Annotated in this window: 14 protein-coding genes; 8 read left to right on the top strand and 6 right to left on the bottom strand. The window is 54.5% G+C overall.

The genetic code is table 11. From position 1 onward, the window contains the following. The first annotated feature begins 71 nt into the window (after nt 1-71). The 4 genes from BUB55_RS12080 (at nt 72) to BUB55_RS12065 (ending at nt 2525) form a co-directional block, all read left to right on the top strand. Nucleotides 72-575 (top strand): hypothetical protein, encoded by a 504-nt coding sequence (locus BUB55_RS12080; protein ID WP_234971927.1) that lies wholly within the window; start codon nt 72-74, stop codon nt 573-575. Continuing rightward, complete coding sequence (locus BUB55_RS12075) at nt 572-1012, top strand: hypothetical protein (protein WP_073191833.1); 441 nt, start codon at nt 572-574, stop codon at nt 1010-1012. The genes BUB55_RS12080 and BUB55_RS12075 overlap by 4 nt, the downstream gene beginning before the upstream one ends. Nucleotides 1013-1135: 123 nt before the next feature. Then, entirely contained in the window at nt 1136-2026 is an 891-nt protein-coding gene (locus BUB55_RS12070; protein ID WP_143153053.1) for a hypothetical protein, read from the top strand. A gap of 64 nt (nt 2027-2090) precedes the next feature. Beyond that, a complete protein-coding gene (locus BUB55_RS12065) occupies nt 2091-2525 on the top strand; it encodes a hypothetical protein (protein WP_073191829.1) in 435 nt (144 codons plus the stop codon). A 3-nt stretch (nt 2526-2528) separates the two neighbouring features. Here the strand turns inward: BUB55_RS12065 and BUB55_RS12060 are convergent, their stop codons facing one another. Together BUB55_RS12060 and BUB55_RS12055 are read right to left on the bottom strand one after the other, a co-directional pair. After that, nucleotides 2529-4103 (bottom strand): hypothetical protein, encoded by a 1575-nt coding sequence (locus BUB55_RS12060; RefSeq protein WP_143153052.1) that lies wholly within the window; start codon nt 4101-4103, stop codon nt 2529-2531. Then, on the bottom strand, nt 4100-4924 hold the full coding sequence (locus BUB55_RS12055; protein ID WP_073191823.1) for a DUF4423 domain-containing protein: 825 nt from the start codon (nt 4922-4924) through the stop codon (nt 4100-4102). Before BUB55_RS12055 ends, BUB55_RS12060 begins: the two co-directional genes overlap by 4 nt. Before the next feature lie 201 nt (nt 4925-5125). Here BUB55_RS12055 and BUB55_RS12050 point away from each other — a divergent pair, with 201 nt between their 5' ends. After that, on the top strand, nt 5126-6853 hold the full coding sequence (locus BUB55_RS12050; protein WP_073191821.1) for a carbohydrate-binding protein: 1728 nt from the start codon (nt 5126-5128) through the stop codon (nt 6851-6853). A 110-nt stretch (nt 6854-6963) separates the two neighbouring features. On the opposite strand, the gene BUB55_RS12045 is transcribed toward BUB55_RS12050, so the two are convergent. Genes BUB55_RS12045 through BUB55_RS12035 form a run of 3 tightly spaced genes read right to left on the bottom strand, consistent with a single transcriptional unit; the run spans nt 6964 to nt 16056 of the window. Next, a complete protein-coding gene (locus BUB55_RS12045) occupies nt 6964-8937 on the bottom strand; it encodes an AAA family ATPase (protein ID WP_073191819.1) in 1974 nt (657 codons plus the stop codon). After that, the gene (locus tag BUB55_RS12040; protein ID WP_073191818.1) at nt 8934-12533 is read right to left on the bottom strand and encodes a UvrD-helicase domain-containing protein; all 3600 of its coding nucleotides are present in this window, start codon (nt 12531-12533) and stop codon (nt 8934-8936) included. Before BUB55_RS12040 ends, BUB55_RS12045 begins: the two co-directional genes overlap by 4 nt. Further along, nucleotides 12520-16056, bottom strand: coding sequence for an exodeoxyribonuclease V subunit gamma (locus BUB55_RS12035; protein WP_073191814.1), 3537 nt, complete (start codon nt 16054-16056; stop codon nt 12520-12522). The genes BUB55_RS12040 and BUB55_RS12035 overlap by 14 nt, the downstream gene beginning before the upstream one ends. Nucleotides 16057-16134: 78 nt before the next feature. Between BUB55_RS12035 and BUB55_RS14495 the strand changes: the two genes are divergently transcribed. From BUB55_RS14495 to BUB55_RS12020, 3 genes are all read left to right on the top strand, one after another. Continuing rightward, entirely contained in the window at nt 16135-16428 is a 294-nt protein-coding gene (locus BUB55_RS14495) for a phosphatidylglycerophosphatase A (RefSeq protein WP_073191812.1), read from the top strand. 55 nt (nt 16429-16483) lie between these two features. Further along, entirely contained in the window at nt 16484-19342 is a 2859-nt protein-coding gene (locus BUB55_RS12025) for an FISUMP domain-containing protein (protein ID WP_073191809.1), read from the top strand. A gap of 156 nt (nt 19343-19498) precedes the next feature. Beyond that, nucleotides 19499-23170 (top strand): SNF2-related protein, encoded by a 3672-nt coding sequence (locus BUB55_RS12020; protein WP_143153051.1) that lies wholly within the window; start codon nt 19499-19501, stop codon nt 23168-23170. A gap of 171 nt (nt 23171-23341) precedes the next feature. Here BUB55_RS12020 and BUB55_RS12015 read toward each other — a convergent pair whose 3' ends face one another. After that, a complete protein-coding gene (locus tag BUB55_RS12015; RefSeq protein ID WP_143153050.1) occupies nt 23342-24229 on the bottom strand; it encodes a hypothetical protein in 888 nt (295 codons plus the stop codon). Nucleotides 24230-24393: the final 164 nt, after the last annotated feature.

The raw sequence follows: 24393 nt of genomic DNA, 5'->3' as shown, positions 1-24393 counted from the left end.
TTGTGTTTGATTTGTGGTTATTTCAAATCTAAAAATTGGAACATCCTATTTTTTTACCCCCTTAGTGGAATTTGCGAAAGAAAATATACGTTACCGACAAGGAGGTATGCCATTATGTCGGACAGATTAACTTCCCGGTGAACAGTGACGGGCAATGCGACAACATCCTCATACTGCACCTTGCAAAAGCACAGGCGATAGAGAAAAACGGCAAGATTATCGGGCTGTATTGCGCCTACGACTGGTCATACCCTGACATGGGCGGCAATTTTCTGACCAACGACGTGTACCGTGAGAATTGCCCGGACATTTTGGCAACCGTCAACGGCGGGTTCGACGTAATTGGCGAATACTGGTTCAAGCCAAAGGAGAACCAGACCATATATTATGAAGATGGAGCCCCAATCAGACAGACCCTATCGAATACCAGGGAGGTGCTGGACAGGTTTGACAAGAAATACGAGAGCCAGATAAGGTATCGCGACACATACGACTGGATACAGATGAAACCCGGCTACGGATGGGACCAATGGGAACGACCAGGGAGCGTGTACGGAAAACGGATGGGTAAATGAGAAAATTTATCGCCGTCTTTGCGCTTGCCCAGCTCATTTGTGCTTGCGTTTCTACGCAAGGTGGTAAAGAACGCGTCGATGAACTAGCTTCTTCGAACTTTAACAGTGTCGCAAAAATCCATTGCCTAAACCGGACGGATCTTTCTGAAGAAACGCAAGTTGACTTTCGTGTAAAGGTCTTGCAAAACAAGGACGATCCGCTGCGGGTCTGTTATCGGATTTCTGAGTTCGAAAGGTGTTTCGATACACGCCTAAATTACACCTATACGGAATGTCGTGAGATAACGCCGCCCTATAAGCATTGCCACGACGATCGTTTCAATGGCAACGAGGTCTGGAAAATTTATCACATCGGGGCGGGTGACACGCTGATGCTCGGGAACGACATTTTCGTAGCCATCACGGGCGAAGGATGCTTTGCCGCGAAAAAGCGTTAGGGATAGCGAACCTGCGAAGCGTGACCCCTTGGGGAGAAAGCGAGAATCTTCCAAATAATTCAAAGAGGCGCCCCACACGGAGCACCTCTTTTTTTATTATTGAAAAAAAGTAGTGAGGAGAAAATGAAAATCAGGCCATTTCTAGTCACGAGCATACTTGCCACAGGCGCCTTAGCCACAAGCCTACAGGCGGCGGAATGCAGCTACGAGCCACCCGTCAGAGAATCAGGAAGCACCGGAGCTTATTTTGGATACCCAGCAGTATCTCTCTACCTGTTCGAAGGCAACTACCTGGACCTCTCCAAGATGGATAAACGCGAGCCCGCCGTAAAGAACGCCTCCGGCACCGACACGGTATGGATGTACAGGTCGGCCTTGGACTCCACCATGATCGTAATCGTATCCGAGAAGGTGGTCAAGGTGGCCCGCGTCGCCTATTCCGACAACCAGGACGATTTCGTCGATTCGCTCTTCGCCATAAAGCACGATGCCGTATTCAAGGACGAATTCCCGCGCTTGCAGAAGGCGGGCGTATTCAAAGGAACAGCCGAACAGGCGGATTCCCTGGTAAACCATGTATTCGAACTCTGCGGTAAATTCTACAGCAAAGAATTCGGCTACACCGGCTGCGAATTCAACCCGCCCGAATCAAGACGGAGAAACGGAGGCAAGGATATCGACATGGTTGACATGCCGCTCGCATTCCTTGCTGTTGCCGGAATACACACCCTCCTTCTCGATACGCTGAATTTTTGCCCGGATTACAGGTTCGCGGCAGACACTATTACAACCTCGATTACTCCGAAATATTTCCAAGCGAAGACTGCTTTCATAAGGCTTGGCCAGAACCGCTACCAGATTGCAGGCGCCAAGCCCAACGCCCCGTACAAGGCATTCAGCCTGAACGGACAACTGATAGAAAGCGGCATCTTGAATGACGGCGTGTTTACGGCAAAAAATTTGCCCGTCATCCTGATGTTGAACGACGGGCGAAGCCTTTACCTGAAAGACTAAGCGGAAGACATCTTTCAAAGTCCGTTCCAACTGGAACGGACTTTTTTTATTTAAATTTTTTCACATGGAAAACGAATACCATATCTTAGGGAAATTATTTGGCAACCCGGTAGACGAACCCGCAGGCAATACGCTCCCCGAGCCCTCCCTTGAAATTGAGGCGGCAGGCATCCGTTTTCTGCTGAAACCGGCGCAATTCGCACAAGCGATTTCCATCTCTCTCGCGAAGTCCACCGACAAGACTCTCACAGCCATCGCCCAAGGCATTACCGAAGCGCAAATTCAAGCCGCCTGCGAAGCCCTCTCCGCAAAATTCAAGAACAACGTAATCCTCGCCAAGGGCATCGAGACCTACGGCAACGCCAACGTGTTCAATGGCGGCTCCGATTACGAGGTGGTTAGCGAAGAATGGTTCACGTGCACTGCCGAGAACGGTTCCATCACAAGTACAAAAAAAGAGGACCGCTTTCCAGCGGTCCTCACCCAAAACGTCCCTTAACTCTTATTCCCTCATATCGTCGAGGTTGACGCCGTAGAACTTGATGTCGTCAATCCAGAGTTCGGCGGTATAGAAGGCAGAAATGTTGATGTGGGTTACGTGGCCACGGATTCGCTCCCAGCCAATGTTCCCGTACTTGTTGTCGGCCTCGTCCCAGTCGGCGGGCGTAATGACCTTGTGGAGCCACTTCTCCGTAGCGATGGTGTCCAAATAAATCGTCTTGCCGTCCATATCGTCCCAGCCGTTGGTCTCCAGCGCAAAAGAATAGAAGCCGTCGCCGCGGATGTCGAATACGACAGAGTCAATACCTTCCAAGTTGCAAGGTCTCTCGGGAGAGCAGACCTCCACTACAAAGCTAGTCCAGCTGCCTCCAGGATTCGGCGCCTCTGAGCTCCAGTGGAACACATGGCCGCCGCGGGCGCTATCGGCTTCCACGCCATCGGCGGAATTCTTGGGCAGCGGATCCGACACGACGGAATCGCCCAAGTATATAAGGTAGGCGTCCTTCACGTGGGCGGGCTCCCTTATGTTGGGGGCAAGCCCCGATTCAAAGTCGATGATACTCACCATGTTCTGCTCTTGTACCACGGCGGCGTCAATGGACTTCCACAAATCAGAGCACTCGACCCTGCCCGAGTTCTTGGAATCGGTTTTACCGTCGCCCCACGCGAGGCGCACGGAATCTATGCCCGCCGCGAGTTGCAGTTGCACCACCGCCAGTTGCAGGGAGTCGTCCCAGTACGAAACGGCAAAGGGAATCTGCTTACCCTCCATGCCGAGCACGTTCACATCGGCGCCGCCCTCGCGGACAGCAGTAAAGTCGAAGTTCGAGGAATCGAGGTGCACAAAGCCCACGACGGTTTTGCCCGCCGCACGCGCTTCGCGCGCCGTTTCCATCCAGCCGGACACCAGCGAGTCGGCGGCAATCACAATGGAGTTCTGGAGCAGTACACCCAGCTGAGACACCTCGCCCGCAGCCACCTCGCCCACGGCATCCACGGCGGAGTCGCCCGCCACAATGCGGATGGCGTATTCAAAGGGCGGCAAGCCCTCCAGCACAAATTCACCGTTTGAATCCACGGCTACAACACGGTCGGTTCCGTACACCTGAACCATGACCGAATCACCATAGCGCTCCAGGGCGTTCTCCGAAATACGGCCCTTGAAGCCGCCTAACTTGGCAAGCGTAAGCGAAACAGAATCGACGTCGCCCGCAGCGGCATCGGTCGACAGCGGAATCACATCAAAGGCACCGTACTTGCCATCTAGAATCTCAACCGCCACGGAGTCGAGCCCGATGGACTCCACCGCGGAGGCGGCCAGGGCAATGCGACCCAGCGAGTCGGTAGCGAATTCGGCGACGGCGCCGCCAGCGGAATCGGCGGCCCCGGCATCGTGCACGTAACGCACAGCCCTCATGCGGGCAAGCACGTTTGCCGCAGGGAGCGAATCGGCCCCCGTCACCTGGATTACGAGCATGGCGTTTTCGGTCTCAACGGTACTGATCCCGGCGGTTTTGTCGTCGGAAGAGCAGGCCGCCAAAAGGGCAAGCAAGGCTATCCACAAAAGTCTAATCATTTTCCATCCCCCACGTCTGCAACCGGGTAAAGGGCAAACACGAACTGCATCGCCTTTTTCGGCTTTTGAACTTCTTCTACGCGCTTTTGCACCTGGCGCCGGAATTCCATGGTCATGTTCTTGAGGTCCTCGAAGCCCTCCTCGTCGACGCCCACCAAGAGCGACGAGATGTTACGCGATTCTGGAGCCACGTTCACAATGGAATCCTGTGCCAAGGCGAGCAACTGGTTCTGGTAACTGCGTATTGCCGTCACGCGTGCCGCCCCCGACGAGGTGAAATTCGCCTGCGTCACGGCGTAGCGGTTCGACGCCAGCGGAGTAATCAAGTTGAGTTCCTTGAGAACGCGCAGCGCCTCCTCGATTTGCTCCGTCGACACCGCAGGCCGCACCTGCTTGGCAAGCTTCGAGATTTCAGCATTGCCACCGTTCATCTCGAGCACCGCGCGCACCACCGGAATCCACCACTTACTCAAGAACAAAAGCTCGTTCGTGTTGAGCTTGCGCATTTTGACGTCCTTGAGCGAGAGCGCCATTTTGTAGAGTTTGTCCTTTTTTGCAGGCGATTTCGCCTTTGCGGCGGCTACCAACAGCTCAAAAAGCTCGCCGCTACGGCCCTTGAGCTTGAGCAAATCCTTGGCGAGGGGCACGCTCTGCGTGGGCAGGTGGTACTCCTTGCTGAGCACGCGAAACATTTGGCTGGTCTCGAGCCCGAGCTTTTGCCCCATCATCTTGTACGAATACAGCGGAAACTCCAGCTTACGCTGCACATAGTAATCCTTGAGCAGATCCCTGTAATCGCTTATTTCGTCAACATTCAACATTTTAGACCTACATTTTAATATACATCAAACTTGGCATTTTTTATCAATATAGAAGTAGCTTTTTTCACCCCGTTTTTAACCGCAGATGTAACTTTTCCTTTGCAGTTTTGACAAACCATTGATAATTTCTCAAAGCAAATTGGTCACAGAGGCGTTTTTTTTCAAAAATTTCATACTACTTTATGGAAAAAGAGGTTTAGTATGGGAAACAAATTTATAAGTGCAGTCCTCTGCACAGTTCTGCTCGCATGTGCGGGTACTTACGCAAAAACGAACCAGTTCCGCGGTCTCAACTGGGCCGACAAACGCGACAACTTCGTCTCCGACGTATTGGTGCTCTCGGGGCTCTCGCTCTCCGACACCTACGAATCCGCCTACCAGAAGGCCGACCGCATCGTGGGGCAGTTCGTGGAGATGCTCGGCACCAACAGCCTGCGCATGCCGGTGAACGAACCCACCATTTCTACCTTTTGGAACTCGTACAAGGGCGTGATCGACGCGGCGCTCACCCACGGGCGCGTGGTGATGGGCTACTGGGGCCCGGCACAGCCTTCCGGCCCCAAGAACATGGATAACTGGTGGGCTATGTGGAAGAAGCTAGTCGCCGAGTACGGCAGCAACCCCAACGCCTACTTCGAGATTTTCAACGAACCGCACATGTACTCCAAGGACGAACTGCGTAACCTCTACGCCAAGTGGCTCGAAACCTTCCCCGACGTGCCTCGCGACCACATCCTTTTGGACGGTTCGGGTCTCGCCTGGAACGTGCCCGACATCGCCGACGACCCGCGTTTCGAGGGTTGCCTCTTTGCCGTACACGAATACACCTTCTGGAACATGAGCATCACCACCGAGGACGGCTGGATGCGGAGCTTCCAGGGCAAAGTGGGCAAATACGCCGACCGCACGGTGTGTACCGAATGGGGCGGCGCCATGGGCCCGGGCGACAAGAACGGAGTGCATTACGAAAAGATGGATTACAACGACCCGAACCCGACGAACTACTTTATGGCATACATCCGCGGCATGAGCGAACAACTCCGCCGCTGGGAGATGGGCAGCTTCTACTGGGTGGGCCTCCGCGACGGCGACTGGTACAGCATGGTCAAACGCAAGGACGGCGGTGACGGTCTCACGCTCGAAATCGTGAACCAGTCCGGCGTAGACCGCATGCAGTATTCCTGGACTGACACCGTGCCCGCCGTGCAGGAGCCGTTCGGCGACGCCCCCATCGCCATCCCGGGCAAGGTCGAAGCCGAAAACTTTGACAAGGGCGGAAACGGTGTCTCGTATTATGACAAGGTCTTGAAGAACCAGGGCGGCGCCTACCGCGAAGACTACGTAGACATCGTTCCACTCGGTTGCGCCGAGGCCGAAAGCTGCAGCACCCCCACGGGTTACGCCATCGGCTATACCGAATCGGGTGAATGGCTAGAATACACCGTGAACGTCGCGAAGGCAGGCACCTACGGCGTGCAGGCGAACATGGCGACCTCATCCGAGAAAGCGGGCATCGCGCTCTCCTTAAACGGCAAGGCATTGGGCGACACGCTCATCGCCAAGCAGGGAGAGGACTGGGAAACCTACACCGCGATATCTACCAAGGTGGAACTCCCCGAAGGCGAAAACGTGCTGAAGGTTTCCATCGTCGGGAACTACGTGAACCTTGACTGGATCGAGTTCTGCGAAGGGCAGTGCGAAGCCCCCAAGGACACCTCCACGCTTGCGATTGCACATGGAGCCACCCGCGGCACCATCAACAACGGTGCGGCAACAGGCTACAGCGTGGACTTTGACGCCTCGCGTACCTACCGCGTGTTCGACCTGAACGGCAAAATGCTCGGTCGCGTGACCGGCAAAAACGTCCGCGAAATCAGGGCGAAGGTCCGCAACGAGCTCAAGTGCCAGGGCGCGTACTATTTGAAGTAAACGCTCTGTCGGCACAATCTGTACATAAGATTGACCAGGTCCCAACGGTATCCCATGGCAGAAGGATTTGCGAAGCGGCCGTCCGGATGCAACTCCCGCGGGGCTCTTATCTATAACTCAATGCCCGTGTCGCGCTCGATGACCGTTTCGCAGGCTGCCTTGAAGGTCTCGGGAGTCGCGATGATGGTGAGACTCTGTTTCTTGGTACGTGTGATTCCAGTATAGAGAATTTGCCTGTTCAGCAGTGGATGGCCCTTGCGTGTGGGTAGGAACATCATAATATTCGGGTAGCCCGAACCCTGCGATTTGTGGATGGTTATCGCGAAGGAAGGCTCCAGGCATTCTTCCGGAAAATACGAGAGCGGATAGAAGACAAATTTCGACTGTTTCTTGAGCATCAGGAATAGCTGGCCGTGCCGTTCGGACCTGACCACGATTCCCGTGTCGCCGTTGTACAGCGTGAATTCGTTCTGGTTGCGGTTGAAAATCAGTATCTGCCCCACAAATGCCGTGGCCGGGTTTTGCGTCAACGTCTCGGCGACAATCTGGTTCAGCGCTTCGACACCGCGGTTGCCGCGCCTTTCTGCCGAAAGGATGCGGGCCTGGCTTGCGGCATTCCAGAGCTTCTCGCGGATCTCCGACTGTTCCGGTGTCGCGCTTTCCAGGGAAATGTCCGGGTTGACAAGCTCGGCAAGGCCGATGAGCGGGGCGTAGAATTTCTTTGTCCACTTGCGAACCAGGTTCCTGACGGCGAGAAGTTCTTCCTTGCGTGAAAGCGTTTGGCCGCAATTCAGGTCAAAAAAATGGACGCTGTCCTGCTCTTCCCAGTAAGTTGCCTGCGGGTCAAATGGCGATCCTTCAAACAGCGCATTCTCGCCGCGCTGGATTCTGCCTGCCAACACGCCGATTCTGGAATCGTCATTGAATCGGTTGGAACGAATAAGCTTGACGACGAAATTGCGGTCGAATTCCAGGATGTTGCCGAGTACGGCGCCCGCATCGACAGACGGCAGCTGCTTCGGGTCGCCCAGGATGAACAGCTTGAAGTTTCCGCTGGGCGGGAGCGCCTGCAGGAATGCCGCGAATAGCGAGATGTCTATCATGCTCGCCTCGTCAATGATGTAGATGGCCTTTTCGGGGAGTGGATTGCCGGAATTGAAGGTGAAGCCTCCCTTCGCGACACTGTATTTTAGGAGCCTGTGCAGCGTGTAGCTTGATGCCTTGGCGAGTTTTTCGACAATACGCGGGTTCTTGTTGCGTGCGGATTCCGAAATTTCGTGCAGAGTGTCTTCCATGCTTTCGGCGAGACGGTCGGCTGCTTTGCCGCTGGGCGCCGCCATGTAAAGGTCCCAATTCAGGTAGTCGGCATTGCTGGCGAAGAGTTTCCACAATAAGAACCCGATGACGGTCGTCTTTCCGGTGCCGGGCCCGCCGGTGATAATGAGGTTCTGCTTCGTGCCGCGGGCGATGATTTCGGCCTGGCGGTCATCGAAGTTGATGGGGGAGCCTTCGCGCAACAGCCCGTGCACGAAATCCCTGGCTTGCGGTATGTCCGCATCGCTGATGGCGGCTTCCTTGAAGAATCCGGATTTGAAAATTTTTTCGATATGCCCCTTGTCTTCGAGATGCTTCGCCGAAATCAGGTAGGTGCCGCGCGGCGTCTGCTGCAAGCATAGGGGGGTCGCCCCTTCGCCGATGATTTGCGCGTACTTACCTGCGGCAAGCTCCTTGACGCCTTTGCGGATAACCGGCAGAAATACGTCCGCGGACGGGTACAATTCCGTGCAGCCGTCCCCCTTTAGAGCGTCACGACTTTCGGCTTGCACGACAAGGCCGTCCCATTTCTGCGCCCACTTGGAAAAAAGCGGCTCTGCATCCAACGGGATGCGCGTGTTGCCGTCTTCCAAAAGCGAGAGGTAGATGTAGAGCACTTTCTGCGCGTCGTCCGACAGCTTCGGTTTTTGTTGCAGGGAGCAAAGCAGGCCGTGCATTTTTTCTGCGATGGGGGCGATTCCGCGGAGTTCGCGGATCAGCGCGAAGAAATTGCCGACCGGGCCGTTGACATTAGCTTTATCGATGGTCATGCCGACTCCTTTGCGCTGCGCTTCATGAGGGCGGCGACATTGCGGTAGCTTTTTTCGAGGTCCGCGAAACTTTTCCAGGTCTGGCAGTAGATGCCGTTGCAGGTGTTCGCCCTTGTGCCTCGTGCCAGTGCATAGTAGATGCCGCCGAAGTGCTTCTCGAAAATCTGCTGTTCGTCCAGACCTTCGCTGCGGGAATCGGCGAGATTCCCGTAGAACTGCTTGAGCCACTTGATGAGCAGGTAGCTGTAAAGTACGCGCTGTATGGAATACTCCTCCTCGATTTTTTGGGCGAGGGCTTCCTTGTCGCTGTATTCGGCATCGTCCATCACGTCGGATTTCCAGTCCAGAATCGAGTAGTAGTCTTCGCCGTCATCTCCCTTGCGCACGAACATCAGGTCGATGAATCCCTTGCAGAGGCAGTTTACCCAGGAGGAATTGCGGCTGTCTAGGTGGAATCCCATTTCGGCGCGGCGCTTGCTTGCCGGCAGGTCCCCGAGGCGGAAGGTTTTCCCGGTTACCGCACTTCCATGGATTTCGGGGAGTTCCGCATTCATCGTATTCCATATGAAGCTTGCCGTGAGGCTGTTCCATTCGGGATGCTCCTGGATATGGATGGAATTGCCCTGGTAGGTTTCGGCAATGAGGTTGCGGAGTTCGGCGTTGTCGCGTGCGGCGTTCTCGTCGGGAAGGTTTCCGACGGTTTCGAAATCCAGCTTCTCGAATACCTTGTGCAGGGCGTCGCCGAGGTTGGCGCCGCGCGGATAGTTCGCAACGTTTGCCACGGGAGCGTCCCTGTCGTAGTTTTTGCAGGGCTGTACCAATGTGGCCGCATCGTCTATAGGGATGCTATTGAGGCCGTTCCCGCTTTCGACAAAGTCTTCGCGGTTGGCGCGGTTCCCGTCAACGGAGATTTCGCTTTCGTCGAGGAATTCGTCCTGGCTTTCGAGGACGCGTTTCTTGGAGGCCAGGCTGGAATAGGAATACTGGTAGATGCAAGCGTCGTTCACCTTGCGCTGCAGCGAATCGAAGTCCGGCAGTTTGCTCGTGTCGGGCTGCTCCTTTTTTGCATTGCGGAGAATCTGTGCGACGGTTTTCTTGAGCATCTGCGTGTTCGCCTTCGCGTAAAAATCGTCCTGCGGCAACCGCGCAAATTCCGTTTCGGACAGGTGCTCGATGGCCCTGGCCAGGAATGCGAACGGCTTGTTCGGATTAATTCTCCATTCGCCCTCGCCCACATCCACATGCCATATCTTGTACCGCGGGACAATCATCAGCGATTCGGCGCGGGTGTAGGCCACATAGATGAGCCTGCGCCATTCCGCGTGGTTCTCGTCCATGCTCATCGAGCGGGAAAACTCCTTGTCGAACCCGAAGAATTTTTTCCCGTTAGCGCTGAACGCGAAAGGTCCTCCCCCCTTGCGGTTGTTGTCTCCGCGGAGCCCGCCGGTAATAATCGCAACAGGGAAGGCGAGTCCCTTGGAGGCATGTATTGTCATGAGGTTCACGGCGTCGAAATCGCTGCCCTTGGCGACAAGGTTCCCGTCGGCATCGTCCACGTCTTCGGAAGAACTCGCGAGCCCTTGCAGGTGCTTTATGATTTCTTCCAGCGACACCCTGTTGTTGTACAGGTAGTCAAAAATGTAGGTCCCGATTTGCTTTATCTTTGCCAGTTGTTGCAGGGTGGCGGGCGTACTCAGGTACTTGTCGATTTCGGTTTCCTGGTAGATGCTTTCCTGGAGTTCTGCCCAGCGACGTTTCGATACCAGCTGCCGCCACGCCATGAACAGTTTCATGACACGGCCGGCCGGGTGGATGAACGATTCGTCTTCGACACGTTCGAGGGGAACCCTGAAAAAGTCGGAGATAAGCGCCTCGTTCAGAAACTTGCGGTTCCAGCTCGAAAAATCGGGAGCGTCGAGCGCCTTCAAAAGCGAAATCCAGTGAGCGCATTCCTTTCCGTAGAACAGGTTCGTGTCCTTGTAGCGCGTGTAGGGGATGCCTGCCTGTGCCATGACCTCTTCCAGTGCGACCATTTCGGTCCGGGTGCGCGAGAGGATGGCGAAATCCGAGAAGCGGACATCGCGCAACACTTTCTTGTCCTTGTCGAAAATCTGCAGTGCCGTCCTGGATGCATCCGTGGAGCTCGGGGCGCAGCATTCTATGATTTTCCGTACGGCGAAATCGGCAAATTCGAATTCGTCGGAAATGTTCGAAATCCAGAGGGGCGCCGTATGCTCGCCGTTCAAGGTGGGTGCTAGCTTTTTGAGTTTTTCTTGGGGCGCGTCCGATTTCGTGAAGTCCCCGTTTTCAAGGAACTCCCCTTGGAACAGTTCGTTGCAGGCCTCGATGACGTCATCGCTGGAGCGGTAGTTCGTCGATAGCCTTCTCCCGTTCTTTTTGCCGATTTCGGCAATGGCGCGACGGTAGACGCCGACATCGGCCCCCTGGACCGAGAAAATGGACTGTTTCGGGTCGCCCACAACGACGATGTTGTTTTCGCGGGAGTCAAGGAAGATGGTCTTGAAAATGTCCCACTGCAGCTGATTCGTGTCCTGGAATTCGTCGATGATGGCGTAGCGGTAGGTTTCCCGCAATTTCTGCACCAGGTTGTCGTTCCTGTTCATGATGGTGTCGTGGACATCGATAATCATGTCGCTGAAGGACTGGCGCTTGCCCTGCCGCTTTTCCCTTTGCCAGAGTTCTACGAGTTCATCGACATGTTCGAAAATGAATTTCTGGAATGGCTTGATGGCGACCTTTTGCAGGTCCTCGTCCTTGAGGTCGAAGAAGAAATTTACCGCATGGATCAGTTCGTCGCTATCCCAGGGGTCCTCGCGCCACTTTTTCGTGAATGTCCTCGGAAACAGTTTTTCGGTGCCGTCGTATGCCTCGATTGCATCGATCAGGGTCGAAATTTTACGATAATTCGTCTTGGACTTGAGGACTTCTTCGCAAACCTTGTCCTTGTTCTCGAGCAGGACATTCCATGCGTCGCGGGCGCCGGGGACCCATTGCAGGATTTTTTCGAGAGTGCTGAAATCTGGCAAGAAGGGCTGTGTCCCGTGATCTTGCAGCATGTACTTGGCGGCATTCACGAAATTCTTGACAAAGGTGTCCATACTGAAACCCGAAGAATTCAGCACGTCCATAAATTCGGTTTCGAAGGACCACTTGTCGCGAATGAGCCGCTGGATAAGCGCTTCGATACTATCGTCCGAAACGACATCCAGGTTGAAGGAGGAACCCGCCTCGTAGGCGAAATCGTGCAGCACCTTCTGGCAGAAGGAATGGATGGTAAAGATTGGCGCCGTATGGATATTCTGCAGCGCTTCGCGGTAGCATTCCAGGTTCTCCTCAGCAAGGCAGTCTTCCATCTTCTGGCGGATGCGGTCGCGCAGTTCGCCGGTAGCCTTGTCGGTGTAGGTGACTATTAGGATTTTGGAGAGGGGAATACCCGCATGTCCATTTTCGCCGCGCACGAGTTTTGCGACCAGCTGCTGGATGGTGTACGTCTTGCCGGTACCCGCCGAGGCGTCGATATAGAGGTTGTTCCCAAAATGAAAATCGTCGATGTTAAAAAGATTAATCTGGGTCATTGACGTCGCCTCCCATGTCTTCGTCAGGATTCCACAAGTCGGGTGTCAATTCCCGGAGGTCCTCGCATTCCTTTTTCCAGAGGTCCATGAAATACTTGTCGGTGAACCCGCAGACCTTCTTGATGTCGAACAGCTTGCTGCCGGCGAAGTATCTCCACGGAGAACGATTCTCGTCGCTGAACGCCGCGATATAGTCGTCGTAGGATTCGATCTTGTTCTCGAACACCATGTCGATCGGGAGGACCTTGCTGTAGCGTTCCCACTTGCCGCTTGCATCCATCTGCACCGCGAACATTTTCCGGTAGATTTTTTCGAGCAGTTCCTCCGCTTCGGCGGGCGTGCGCTTGATGCGCTTGGCCCGCCATGTCGTCTTGGAATAACAGTCCGCGTAGATTTCCGGAATGGGTTCGTTTTTCCGTCCGGCATCACAAATGAGTGCAAGCGCCTGGATGTAGCCTGCCAGGAATTGGTACTGGTGGATTTCGACGCCGGCGGTATCTATCAGGTGGATGCAGCCCTCGTTTTGTGCGCACAGGGGAACTGTCCCGAGCAGGGTCCAGCCATCCATCTTGAGTTCGATAGTCTTTTTGCAGTACCGGAAATGGTTCTTGCTGTACAGGCCTTCGATCAGTTCCGCGAGGCTTCTGGTTTCGTCGAGGAGGTCGCTCCAAATTCGTTCGTTGAAAGCGCCCATGGGCAGAAGACCCTTGGAAATCGCGTAGTTGCGGATATCCTTCTCGGTTGTCAGTCGGTCGTTCTCGAAAACGCCCAGCATCTGTGCGAGAAGCATGCGGCGCAGGATGGCTTCCTGCAGATTGTCGATGCTGATGGGCTCGAATTCGGTCTTTTCGGGATCTTCCTTTCCGTCCTCGATTTGCATCATCTGCTCGACGCGGAATTCGAAGGGATCCTTGAGGAATTGCTTGAACTGGTAGACGCTCGCCTGTTCGGGGAGCCTCGGGTCTTCGCTGTTTTCGGGATCGGGGACGAAGTTGACGGTCGCGCGGTCGTTGCCGAATTCCTGGTGCGCGTTCCTGTTGCGGATTTCGCGGCGGGTAAAGAGATCCTTCCAGGGGCGGGTTTCGTCCAGCGGGATGTTTTCGTCGGGCCAGATGTTCTTGAGAATCGCGGAGTCCGTTATGCCGGCCGCCTTTGCCGCGTTCCTCAGAAATCCGCGTATGTCGTTCACGATGGACGAAGGGTAGAAATCCTCGTCCTTTTGCAAATCCTTGTTCACGTAGCTGATGAAGAATCCTTGCGACGTGCTCATGAGCTGGCAGAGGAAGGCATAGCGGTTCCTGCTGACGGTAGAATCGTCACCGGGCCAGGGGCGGCAGGACTTGCGCAGGTCGAGCGTGTTGATGTTCCGCACACCCGGGAAATTTGCTGCGTCGGCTCCCATAAAGAAGAGGTACTTTGCAGGTACGATGCGGTTGGGCGCGAACTTCATGAAGGTGAGCCCGTTGATGAACAGGTTCCCGCAGCTGAATTCCGAACCGAGCGCGGCGTACATTAGAGTCTGCGAAATGCACTTGAACGAGATGGTCGCGCTCCCGGCGAGGTACTGGTATTCCAGGTTTTCGCGTGCGGCGGTGACGGAATGGTAGATGACGCTTTCGCCAACGAGTTCCTTGGGCGGGTTGCCCATGCAGAGCCATGAATCCAGGAACTGGTAGATGTCCGGGAGACCTTCTGCCGGAATGCCGTCTGTGCCGGCCTGCATCCAGCATTCCAGCGAGTCGATGGCATCTACAAAACGGTAGAGGGAATTGTTGTCGGCGCTGCTGATGTCACTGTAGGGGCTAATCTCGCCCGCATCGGTCTGGATGCTGCCGTAGCTGAAGCGCGAAAGCAATAGGCGCCTGGTAGCCGTAATCCAGGACTCCTCGCGGCGCATTTCGCCGTTGTCGTCGGCGATACGGTCGCGGTAGATGTTCATGTTGGAAGCCCAGGATTCCCAGTTGGAAATTTCGTCGGGATGGATCCTGCGGACATTCTGTACCACGGGATTGCGTACGAGGGCGAAGAAGTCGGGCCTCGAAAGCGTCCCCTTTTCGCGGATGGAGAAAAGGATGCCGAGCGCGTTTGCCGTGAGCGAGTCGCGGGCGGCGGAATCCACGATGTTGAACGGGACATGGAATCCTTCCCGCGTCTGGTCGAAGACCTGGAAGATGGCGGTGCGGTAGTCGTCGATGTTCGGGGATACCACGAGGATGTCGGCGATGGTCGCCTTCGGGTTCCCCTGCGCATCCTTCTCCGAAAGCAGCTTGCAGATGTGGGAATGCAGGGCCTCCACTTCGCGGATTTTCGACGGGGCCGTTGTTACGCAGAAGGAATCGTCTTTTTCAAAGGGGACCTTGTCGAGGACGCCCGCATCTTTGCAGAAAACGTTCTTACGGTTTGCGACCATCCATTGCACCTGATGCAAAAGCGTGTCGCAAGGAATTTCCTTTTTCCGGTCGGCAATGGATTCCTCGTCAAAAACGAAATTGTAATCCGTCGCGACGCTCCAGAGCTTGATGTTATCGCGGCCCGCCTTGCCCCAGTAGCGTAGAAGTTCGTTTTCGTCTTCGTCGATGGATTCGCTTTCGTCGTCGGGGCTGGTTGAAAGTTTCGGAAGCGCAAGCCGCATGCTTTCAATAGATTTTCTTGCGCCGCTGCAATCTTCCCAGAATGCCATGCACGGGTTCTGAATGAAGGCATAGACTTCGTGCCGGTTTGCAAATTCCTGCAGAATGACGCGGTAGAACTGGCCCATTCCCGAAAGCCCGAAGATGAATACCGGGAGGTGGCTCTCGTAATGGAAATCGGCCTTGCCGACTTTGTACAGGTAAGGAAGCGTGAGGTAGGTGACATTGCCGCCTTCGCGGTTCTTTTCGCTGGCTTTCTCAAATACTTGTGTAAGTAGCGACTTGCCGTTGTCTCCGGCATGGAACAGCGCCGAATAGAGCTTGCATTGCCATGCTTCGTTGGCGTCGGGCGTGCCGTCTCGCGTGATAAAGAAATCGTGCAGCTCTCCTTCTTTCCAGCAGTCGAGAATTCCCTTGGCGCCGTCGCCTGTTTCCGAATCGGAAATGAATCCGTTGGGGCGGCTGGTTTCGTATTCCAGAAAAAGCCCCGCCATGACATTTGCGAAGTCGAAAATCCTGTTCTCGTCGACAACGCCGTCGTCTTCGAGGTAGGCCTTGACGCTTTCGCCCAGGAGTTCGTAATTGGATTTTCCGTCCGTTTTTTGCTGCAGGTACGAGATGATGACATTCGCGAGCATGTCGGAATTCAGCTTTTTCCGCGACTTGTCCTTGCCGGCGAGAATATCGAAAAGGAACCTATCAATGGTAGTCTTGTTGAGGTTCGCGAGAACGCCCTTTTTCTGTACCCAGCGCAGGCGGAACCACTGTTCTAGCTTGGGGTCCGGAAAAATGACGACGGGCGCCTCGAACGGATTCTTCCAATATCTGGAAATCTCGTCGATCATCTGGTCGGCGAGATTTTCGAGATTCAGCGCGAATTTCAGGTGCAGCATAACCGCAATCTAAAAAATATCCGCTAGAATTTCAGCCGCACGACGATGGCGTTCTCGAAATAGTCGGGGTTGCCGCCGATGCGCCAGAGATGCGAAAATCTCACTGCGCCTCTTGCCGGCCTTTTCTGGAGAATCCGCAAAATGGAATCCCGTTGCGGCATCGGTGGCGATGTCGAATTTTTCAATGCCGTCAACCCAGGGGTGGTTCGACGCGCCGACGATTCCGATGGTGAAATCGAATTTGCGCTCGGCATCCACAGCTTCGAAAAGTTCCCGGGAGCCTGGGGCGTGATGGCCGATGACCTGCTGGGCGGAGTCTATGCGGGAATCGTGCTCCTGATCGGCCTCGCGGCGTTTGGCATTTTGCCATAGTTTTATATAGATTTCCATTAAGGAAATCTCGCCTAGAGGGGAAATAGGAGGAGCCATGCGTTATTTTCACCATCCGTTCAAGAATGCTATTCTTTCGGCATGTTTCGTTGTGCCGCTGCTGACATGCGCCTGCGGCGACGACGACAGTTCGTATTTCGAGACCGAACCGAGTTCATCTTCCACCGAAGAAGACATCCGCAGTAGCGACGACAATCAGGGAAGCGACTACAAGGATTCTTCCGCCATCGGCGACAAGTACAAAACCCAAAACGGAACGACCATCACGATTGTGAAGGGAGAAGTCCTCGACAAGAAGAACGGCCGAACCTACAAGACCGTACAGTTCGGGCCCTACACCTGGATGGCCGAGAACGCGGACTACAGCAGTTCGAAAAGCATCTGCTACGACGACAAGTCGGCCAACTGCGAAAAGAACGGCAGCCTCTACCCGGACTGGCATCCGGAAGACGTGTGCCCCGACGGTTTCTCGATTCCCTCCAAAGCAGACTACAAGTACATGACCGCGATGGCCAGCGACGTGACCGCCAAAGCTTTCGGCTTCAACCCGCAAATGTCCGGCTACTGCACCAAGAAGGACGGCAAAATCAAGTGTTCCGACAAGGACAAGGCAGCGTACCTGCTCACGTCGGAATACAGCTACATCCGCATCTCGGACGCGGGCACCACGAGTTTCTCCTCCACAAAGTCAGATGACTACTACGCCATCCGCTGCATGAAGGTCACCCACATCGTGGATACCGACGAGGAACTCCCCGATTGCAGGAGCATATCCGACCCCTACGATTTCTTCGTTGCCGAAAAGAAGACGAACTACACCTGCAACGGAAATTACTGGTCCAACGCCAAAGACAACTCCTGCCCGTACACGGACAAGGGCGAAAAGCACTACTACAAGGACACGCTGTACATCTGCGACGGGTACGACTGGGTGCTCGCCACCATGAACGACACAGATGCCGAATGCAATAAGGAAAACCAGTGGGAAATTCAGAAACTGAACGGCACGCAATACCTCTGCGACAATTCCACATGGCGCACGCCCAGCGGCGACGAAGAGAAACTCGGTTTCTGCACCCCGAGCACCATCGGCAAGATGAACTCTACAGTCCTGAGGTACGACACCACGGACTACTACTGCGATACCACGGGCTGGCGCCCCGCCACGCTCACCGACTACATCGGCGAATGCACCGACAAGAACAAGTGGGAAGAAGCGACCCACAAGAACAAGCATTACATTTGCAAGGTGAGATCCTGGTACCTCGCCACCCCCACCGAAGACTCCCTCGGTTTCTGCAAGCCGAGCAGGGGCGGCACGCTCGACTCCATGATCGTAAGCGGCGAAGTCCGGCGCGTCTACTGCGATTCGAGCATCTGGAGGTTCCCGCGCATCACTGACTTCGAGGGTGAATGCGATTCCTCGAAGTTCTACAAGGTCGCTGCCCTGTTCGATACCACATACACCTGCCGCACGACAAAGAAGTGGACCGTGCTCGACAGCATCGAACAAGGAATCGGCGTTTGCAGCCCCAAGATCAAGGGCAAAATCGACTCGCTCAAGAACGACAGCATAAGCTATTACTGCGATTCTACAAAGTGGCGGACCGCGACCGTGCAGGACTACTACGGTCCCTGCGATTCCAGCAAGCTCTATACCGAAAAAATCTTCCATGGCGTACAGTACGGTTGCATGAACGCGCGCAGCTGGGAAAAGATGACTGCCCCCACCACCGAATTCGGGTTCTGCACTCCCGAACTGAAGGGGACCCTGAAGCTCGACAAGAAGGGGATACTGTACATCTGCGACTCCACCTGGCGCAAACCGACGCTTGACGAAGCGCTCGGCGAATGCGGAACGAGCAACGAAGGCACCATCAAGCACTACTCGGACAACGCTTACGCCTGCGATAACGGCCGGTGGCGCAAGGCCTCGACCCGCGAACTGACGGAACTCGGACTCTGCACCAACGCCTTGCGCGACTCCATCAGGGGCCTCGATACAAACGCCTACATATGCAAGGATACCGGCTGGGTCTGGTACGCCGGATACCACAATATTGGCGGATGCTCCGTAGACGATCGCGGAGAGACCAAGAAATTCCTGGACAGGGATTACGTATGCAAGCGCAACGGATGGCTGCTGATTGACTCCGTGGAAGCAGCCCTCGGCCTATGCCTCGAAGGAAGCTTCCCATACAACAAGGCTTACCAATACGGCGAAGACTATTACCAGTGCGCCGAGGAACGATGGATTATCGCTCCCCCTGACCTTGTGCTACCGACATGCACCGAGGATAATTTCGGAGAACAAGGAACATACCGCGGCAAGGAATACTACTGCTCGGCGAACCAGACCTGGCAGGAATACGGCGACCTCGAAAAAGCTCTCGGCCTCTGCTCGCCCGAAAAACAGGAAGGACTCTACGAGTACAACGGAATCAACTACGGCTGTACCTACATGTCCGACAACGGAAAGAAAAAGTTCTTCTGGCGCGCCGAAGACAACCTCGACAAACTGCTCGGATTCTGCCACGCGAAGGAATACACCTGGAAAGGCGACGGCGACAAAGACTACCTCTGCGACAGCAGAGGCGAAACCGGCAAATGGAAAGACGTCACCAACTCGTTCCTCTGGGGAGCATACACGGGGTGCGACGACTACTATAGTTACAAGTACGGAGTGACCGTCCGACTCCAAGGCGAATACTACTACTGTAACGAAAGCGTAGACCCAAAATCGGGTGATAACTACGGCTGGTACAAGCTACAGCCCATCGACGAGGTGAGCGGCCCCTGCCACAAGGAAATCGTGGGCGAAACCATCACGTTCGAGGGCGCGGAATACACCTGCGGCAAGAACGACGAAGGTTACTACCGCTGGCTTGCTGAATAGCGGCGCGTTCCGTAGCCGTACAGAATGACTGGACAGAGCCAAAGGGCCATTTTCGCAGCGTTTTCGCAGTTTTGACCCCAAAGTACGGTCTGGCCCGACAGAGCCTTAAGCATATTTACACATTTGTGCAGTCAATTTTACTATATTTGGCTGCACATGAATTTGGGACGTTTCAAAAACTCCTGGTGGGTCAAAAAGTGGCTGGAAGCGCTGTTGCAAGGCGTCCCCGCCGAAATAGTCGACACAGCCTGGCGCTACCTGGACCGCGGTCAACTGACCTCCCTCGAGTTTACGGACAACCGGATTGTTTCAAAACTCAAGGGACCGAACGGCGGCATGCACGGGAACTACATCCTGTTCCCGCGGGTCGAAAAGTCCAAGACCGAGGTCTTCGCGAGCCTCCTTAAGCAACAGCCCACGGAACTCCGCGCCCTGCTGAACGGCTCTCTGAGCCCATCCCTCGAATTGATTCTCGCCAAGTGCGGCATCACCCTGTTCGACAGCATCGACGCTGTCAAAATGGACTGCGACTGCAAGGACCAGAACCCATGCAAGTACGTGGTGTTGGTGTTCCTCGGGATTGCAACCCAGATGACCGATAACCCCTTTGTGCTGTTCAAGATCCACGGCATGGACCTGGAATACCTAAAGGACCTCAAAATCGAGGACACCCCCGCCGAAAGTTCCGACGCCCCCGTCGAGAGTTCTATTGTGCAGGGCATAACCCTGCGCTCGGTGGATGCTGCGGGCGCGCCTGCCGAGGGCACTGCGATGGAGAGCGGTCGCATTCCGGACTTCGATTTCTCGAAATGGCGCGACTACTCACAAATCCTCCCCGCCATGCTGCCGAACTTCCCGGACTTTTGCCCGGCAGGCAACTTCCGCAAAAGCTTCGCCGACGAGATGAACTTTTGCCGCAGCTACTTCGCGAGCTTCGAGTCGTTCGAGAACTTCACCGAACAATTCCGCCTCTACCACAACAAGACCTTCATGATGGAAGGGGAATCCCTCCGGGTGTACCACTCGGCGGGCTGGAAGTGGCGTTTTGAACAAGCTAACGAAGGGCAGGTCATCAGTTCCGGGCTCTCCACCGCCACCGCCATAGGCGCCCTCTGCGTTATTAGCCAGGGGAACTTCTTTATGCACCACGTGACGGTACGCTTTTTGTACCGCGTGCTCATGGGGGCGTTCTACCTAATCCGCACCGGGGCCATCTACCCGCAAGTCTTTTGGATAGGAGGCGACGTGGCGCAAGTGCGCTGGCTCCCTGCCGAGATGCTCCCCGACGTGCTCTCGGCGGTGGCGGAATTCGAAAAATACGCCCCACAAAAACTCGCCTTCACCACCAGGGACGAAGAAGTCATGCCGCTCGTTTCGCCGGCAGAACACGTGCTTTCGCTGTTCATTGGGCAACTGCTCCGCTTTGCGCGCAAGTTCAAGCCCATGAAACAAAAAAGCCGGCACGAGAACCTGCTCAGCTTCTTTTTTGACTGCGTCTCGGGCAAGCTCGCGAACAACGCCCATGCCATCCCCGGCAAAATCCAAAAGTGGTTCTCGGTTTACAGCAGCCTCGACTACCGAACCCAAATTCTGTTCGCCTGCGCCGAGGACGGCAACGAGGTGGCGCTCGACGTATTTGTACTGAACGGCTCCGCCGACTCGGACACGGCCGTGCGCACACCCATCGCGAACCTTTTCAAAGAAAACGACGCCCGCCTCCTCTCGGTACTCAACATTTTGAACGGCGTCGCCGAGGTATTCAAGCCTATGGGCGCCTACATCGAGAGGCGCGGAGCCTCCCCCATCATGATGAAGGGGAACGTTCTCCTGGAATTCCTGGAGAACTGCCTCGACAAGCTGCAAATACTCGGAATCCAGACCGAGATCCCCAAAAACCTGCTAAACAGGCAAAAACCCAAGCCCCGTATGCGCATCCAGGGGAGCTTCGGCTTCGGGACATTTACGACAAGCGACCTCCTGGACTTTGACTGGGAAATATCGATTGGCGACGAGACCATGGACGCCGCGGAATTCTTGAAGCTCGCCGAACAGGCCGACGGGTTGCTCAAATTCAAATCGCAGTATGTACAGGTGAGCGAAGCCGATTTGCAGGCGCTCCGCGACAGGGTCGAAGGGAAAAACGCCGATGACGCCAAGAAGAACGCCCCGGAAGATACGGGCTCCTCCGAAAACGGGGACGCCCCCCAAGAGGACCCACCGGCGATTACACAGGTCCAGCTGTTGCAGGCGTGTTTTACCGGCGAGTGCAACAACATTCCCATCGACCTCGCCACCGACACCAAGGCGCAAATCGACGCCTGGCGCGCCGAGACTGAGATCGCTCTCCCCGAAGGGTTGAACGCGACGCTCCGCCCCTACCAGGAACGTGGCTACTCGTGGATGTACAAGAACCTGGAAATCGGCTGCGGTTGCATCCTGGCCGACGACATGGGCCTCGGCAAAACGCTTCAGGTCATCACCTTCCTCCTCAAAATCAAACAAGAAGGCAAGCTCGACGAGCGCAAGGCGCTGGTGGTGATGCCCGCGGGTCTGCTGTGCAACTGGCAGGTCGAAATCACGAAGTTCGCGCCCGACCTCAAGTACCTCGCCTACCACGGCGGGAGCCGCGACCTGCAAAAGTTCAATGCCGATGTTTTGCTCACCACCTACGCAACCTTCCGCCGCGACTACGAACTGCTCGAGGCGCGCCCGTGGCAAGCCATTGTGATTGACGAGGCGCAAAACATCAAGAACGCCGACAGCGAGCAGAGCAAGCTTCTTCGCAAAATGCAGGCGCCCATGAAAATCGCGATGAGCGGCACCCCCGTCGAGAACCGCCTCATGGAATTCTGGACCATCATGGACTTTTGCAACCAGGGATTCTTCCCCAGCCCCACGGAATTCCGCGAAAAATACGAGACGCCCATCCAAAAAGAGAACAACGAGCGTGTCGCCGAGACGTTCAAGAAAATTACAGCGCCATTCATGCTCAGGCGTCTCAAGACCGACAAGAGCATCATCAGCGACCTGCCCGACAAGATTATCCAGGACGAATACGCCGAACTCACCAAGGCGCAGGCGGCGCTCTACAAGCGCACCCTCGACCGCTTTATGGAGCAACTGGAGCAGGAGCAGATCGAGGCGGAACTCGCCAACGACGCCCACGCCCTCTTTAAACGCAAGGGAATCATATTGCAGATGATTCTTGCCTTGAAGCAGATTTGCAACCACCCCGCGACATTCCTGAAGGGAGCCGCAAGCGAGCAACCGGAAGAAAGCGCACAGGCCCTTTCCTCCGGCAAGTTGCAGATGCTCCTCGACCTGCTCACCTCCATCCAGGAACAAGGCGAGAAGACGCTCATCTTCACGCAGTTCGCCGAGATGGGATTCCTGCTCGAAAAGACAATCACGGAAGAACTCGGGCTCCGCACGCACTTCTACCACGGCGGATGCACGCAGACGCAGCGCACCTCCATGATCGAGGACTTCCAGAAGAACGAAGACTGCAAAGTGCTCATCCTCTCGCTCAAGGCGGGCGGCACGGGCCTCAACCTCACCGCCGCATCGCAGGTCATCCATTATGACTTGTGGTGGAACCCTGCCATCGAAGCGCAGGCTACCGACCGCGCTTTCCGTATCGGGCAGACGCGCAACGTTCAGGTCCACAGGTTCATCACCAAAGGAACGTTCGAAGAAAAAATCAACGCGTTGCTAGAAACCAAGAAGTCCATTGCCAACATGACCGTGAGCGCGGGTGAAACCTGGCTCGCCGACATGGACGACAAGCAGCTCGGCGAAGTCTTCGGGCTAGACAACACCCTCGTCTAGCAAGATTTCAGCACAGGCAAATAACGCAAAAGGCCGCCGGAGCGACCCTTTTTAATCATTTCATTTTACGCTTTTGAGAAGCCATCCTTCGTATTTTTTCTTCACTTGGATTATTTTATTCATGTTGAGCCATACCTCTCCAATCATAGGAAATTTTCAGGCGCTTGTAACTTATTCATCTACCAGAATTTCTATTTTCTTGGTTTCATAATTCTGCACACATATGCCGTCGCCACATGGGAAAAGCCGCTCCGTCCAAGGGCATGCGCATAGGCATCCTTCGCTATCAGGAACATCCACCTTGTGAGGCAATGTTTCCTCAACAAAATTGTTTCCCGTCCACTTAATACATTTAATCAAAGCCTTACTTGAATCCATTTTATCATCATCGTAACCGCATGCAATATTGCGGGTTGAAACATATGTGTAAAATGAACTTGACGTACCCCAATACTTATTGTATAGCGAATCATAAATAACAATATATGGTTTATGTTTCAGTTCATAATCCAGGAATCGTGAACTTGATGTTGCACTGTAGATATAAGGCAGTCTCGCTTTCTTTTCAAACAAAGTCCACTGGCATTTGTTGTCTAATACCCCAATAGAGTCTCCATCTCCATTTCCGCCATCTTCAATTGAAACCATCAACCTGTTTTTATCCAAAAATCGAAATACTCTGGAGCCCACTTTTTCAAAGGGACACGACCAAAGAATCTTATTTTTCTCAATCACAATCACGGAGTCTTCACTGCTGTTTCGGAAGGCTCCCAGCAAGCCTTTTTTCTCGACTTTTTCTACTTCTTTAAACCAATCTTTTTTTTCAATAACGCAGTTATTTTTTATTTCGAAGACGGAAGAACCACTGACCGTTTTATAATCACAAGCGTCATCATCGGCAGGAACAAACCAACCTCTTGCATATACCTTGCCATTTATTTTTTCTACTGCGTGAACATCCATCTTTTTCTTTTCCACGCACTTTAACGCGGCCTCAATCGAAGGGTCCATCGCAAAAGACATCTGAAAAAAGACGAAAATTAAAAGAATCTTTTTCATGTTGCGCCATACCTCTCCAATCATAGCGATTCAATACGTAACTATCCTTTCACCAAAAGGACCAAAATAGGTAACGTATATTTTCTTTCGCAAATTCCACTAAGGGGGTAAAAAAATAGGATGTTCCAATTTTTAGATTTGAAATAACCACAAATCAAACACAA

Origin of the sequence: Fibrobacter sp. UWP2 (assembly GCF_900141705.1) — a bacterium.
Lineage (GTDB): Bacteria > Fibrobacterota > Fibrobacteria > Fibrobacterales > Fibrobacteraceae > Fibrobacter.
This window is presented reverse-complemented; position numbering and strand designations above follow the sequence as displayed.

Excerpts from the sequence above, each read along its gene's own strand:
- BUB55_RS12035 (WP_073191814.1), bottom strand. The coding sequence starts at position 16,056 with ATGCTGCACCTGAAATTCGCGCTGAATCTCGAAAATCTCGCCGACCAG.
- BUB55_RS12070 (WP_143153053.1), top strand. The coding sequence starts at position 1,136 with ATGAAAATCAGGCCATTTCTAGTCACGAGCATACTTGCCACAGGCGCC.
- BUB55_RS12045 (WP_073191819.1), bottom strand. The coding sequence starts at position 8,937 with ATGACCATCGATAAAGCTAATGTCAACGGCCCGGTCGGCAATTTCTTC.
- BUB55_RS12040 (WP_073191818.1), bottom strand. The coding sequence starts at position 12,533 with ATGACCCAGATTAATCTTTTTAACATCGACGATTTTCATTTTGGGAAC.
- BUB55_RS12055 (WP_073191823.1), bottom strand. The coding sequence starts at position 4,924 with ATGTTGAATGTTGACGAAATAAGCGATTACAGGGATCTGCTCAAGGAT.
- BUB55_RS12015 (WP_143153050.1), bottom strand. The coding sequence starts at position 24,229 with ATGAAAAAGATTCTTTTAATTTTCGTCTTTTTTCAGATGTCTTTTGCG.
- BUB55_RS12060 (WP_143153052.1), bottom strand. The coding sequence starts at position 4,103 with ATGATTAGACTTTTGTGGATAGCCTTGCTTGCCCTTTTGGCGGCCTGC.
- BUB55_RS12025 (WP_073191809.1), top strand. The coding sequence starts at position 16,484 with ATGCGTTATTTTCACCATCCGTTCAAGAATGCTATTCTTTCGGCATGT.
- BUB55_RS12065 (WP_073191829.1), top strand. The coding sequence starts at position 2,091 with ATGGAAAACGAATACCATATCTTAGGGAAATTATTTGGCAACCCGGTA.
- BUB55_RS14495 (WP_073191812.1), top strand. The coding sequence starts at position 16,135 with ATGCGCCAGAGATGCGAAAATCTCACTGCGCCTCTTGCCGGCCTTTTC.
- BUB55_RS12050 (WP_073191821.1), top strand. The coding sequence starts at position 5,126 with ATGGGAAACAAATTTATAAGTGCAGTCCTCTGCACAGTTCTGCTCGCA.
- BUB55_RS12020 (WP_143153051.1), top strand. The coding sequence starts at position 19,499 with ATGAATTTGGGACGTTTCAAAAACTCCTGGTGGGTCAAAAAGTGGCTG.
- BUB55_RS12075 (WP_073191833.1), top strand. The coding sequence starts at position 572 with ATGAGAAAATTTATCGCCGTCTTTGCGCTTGCCCAGCTCATTTGTGCT.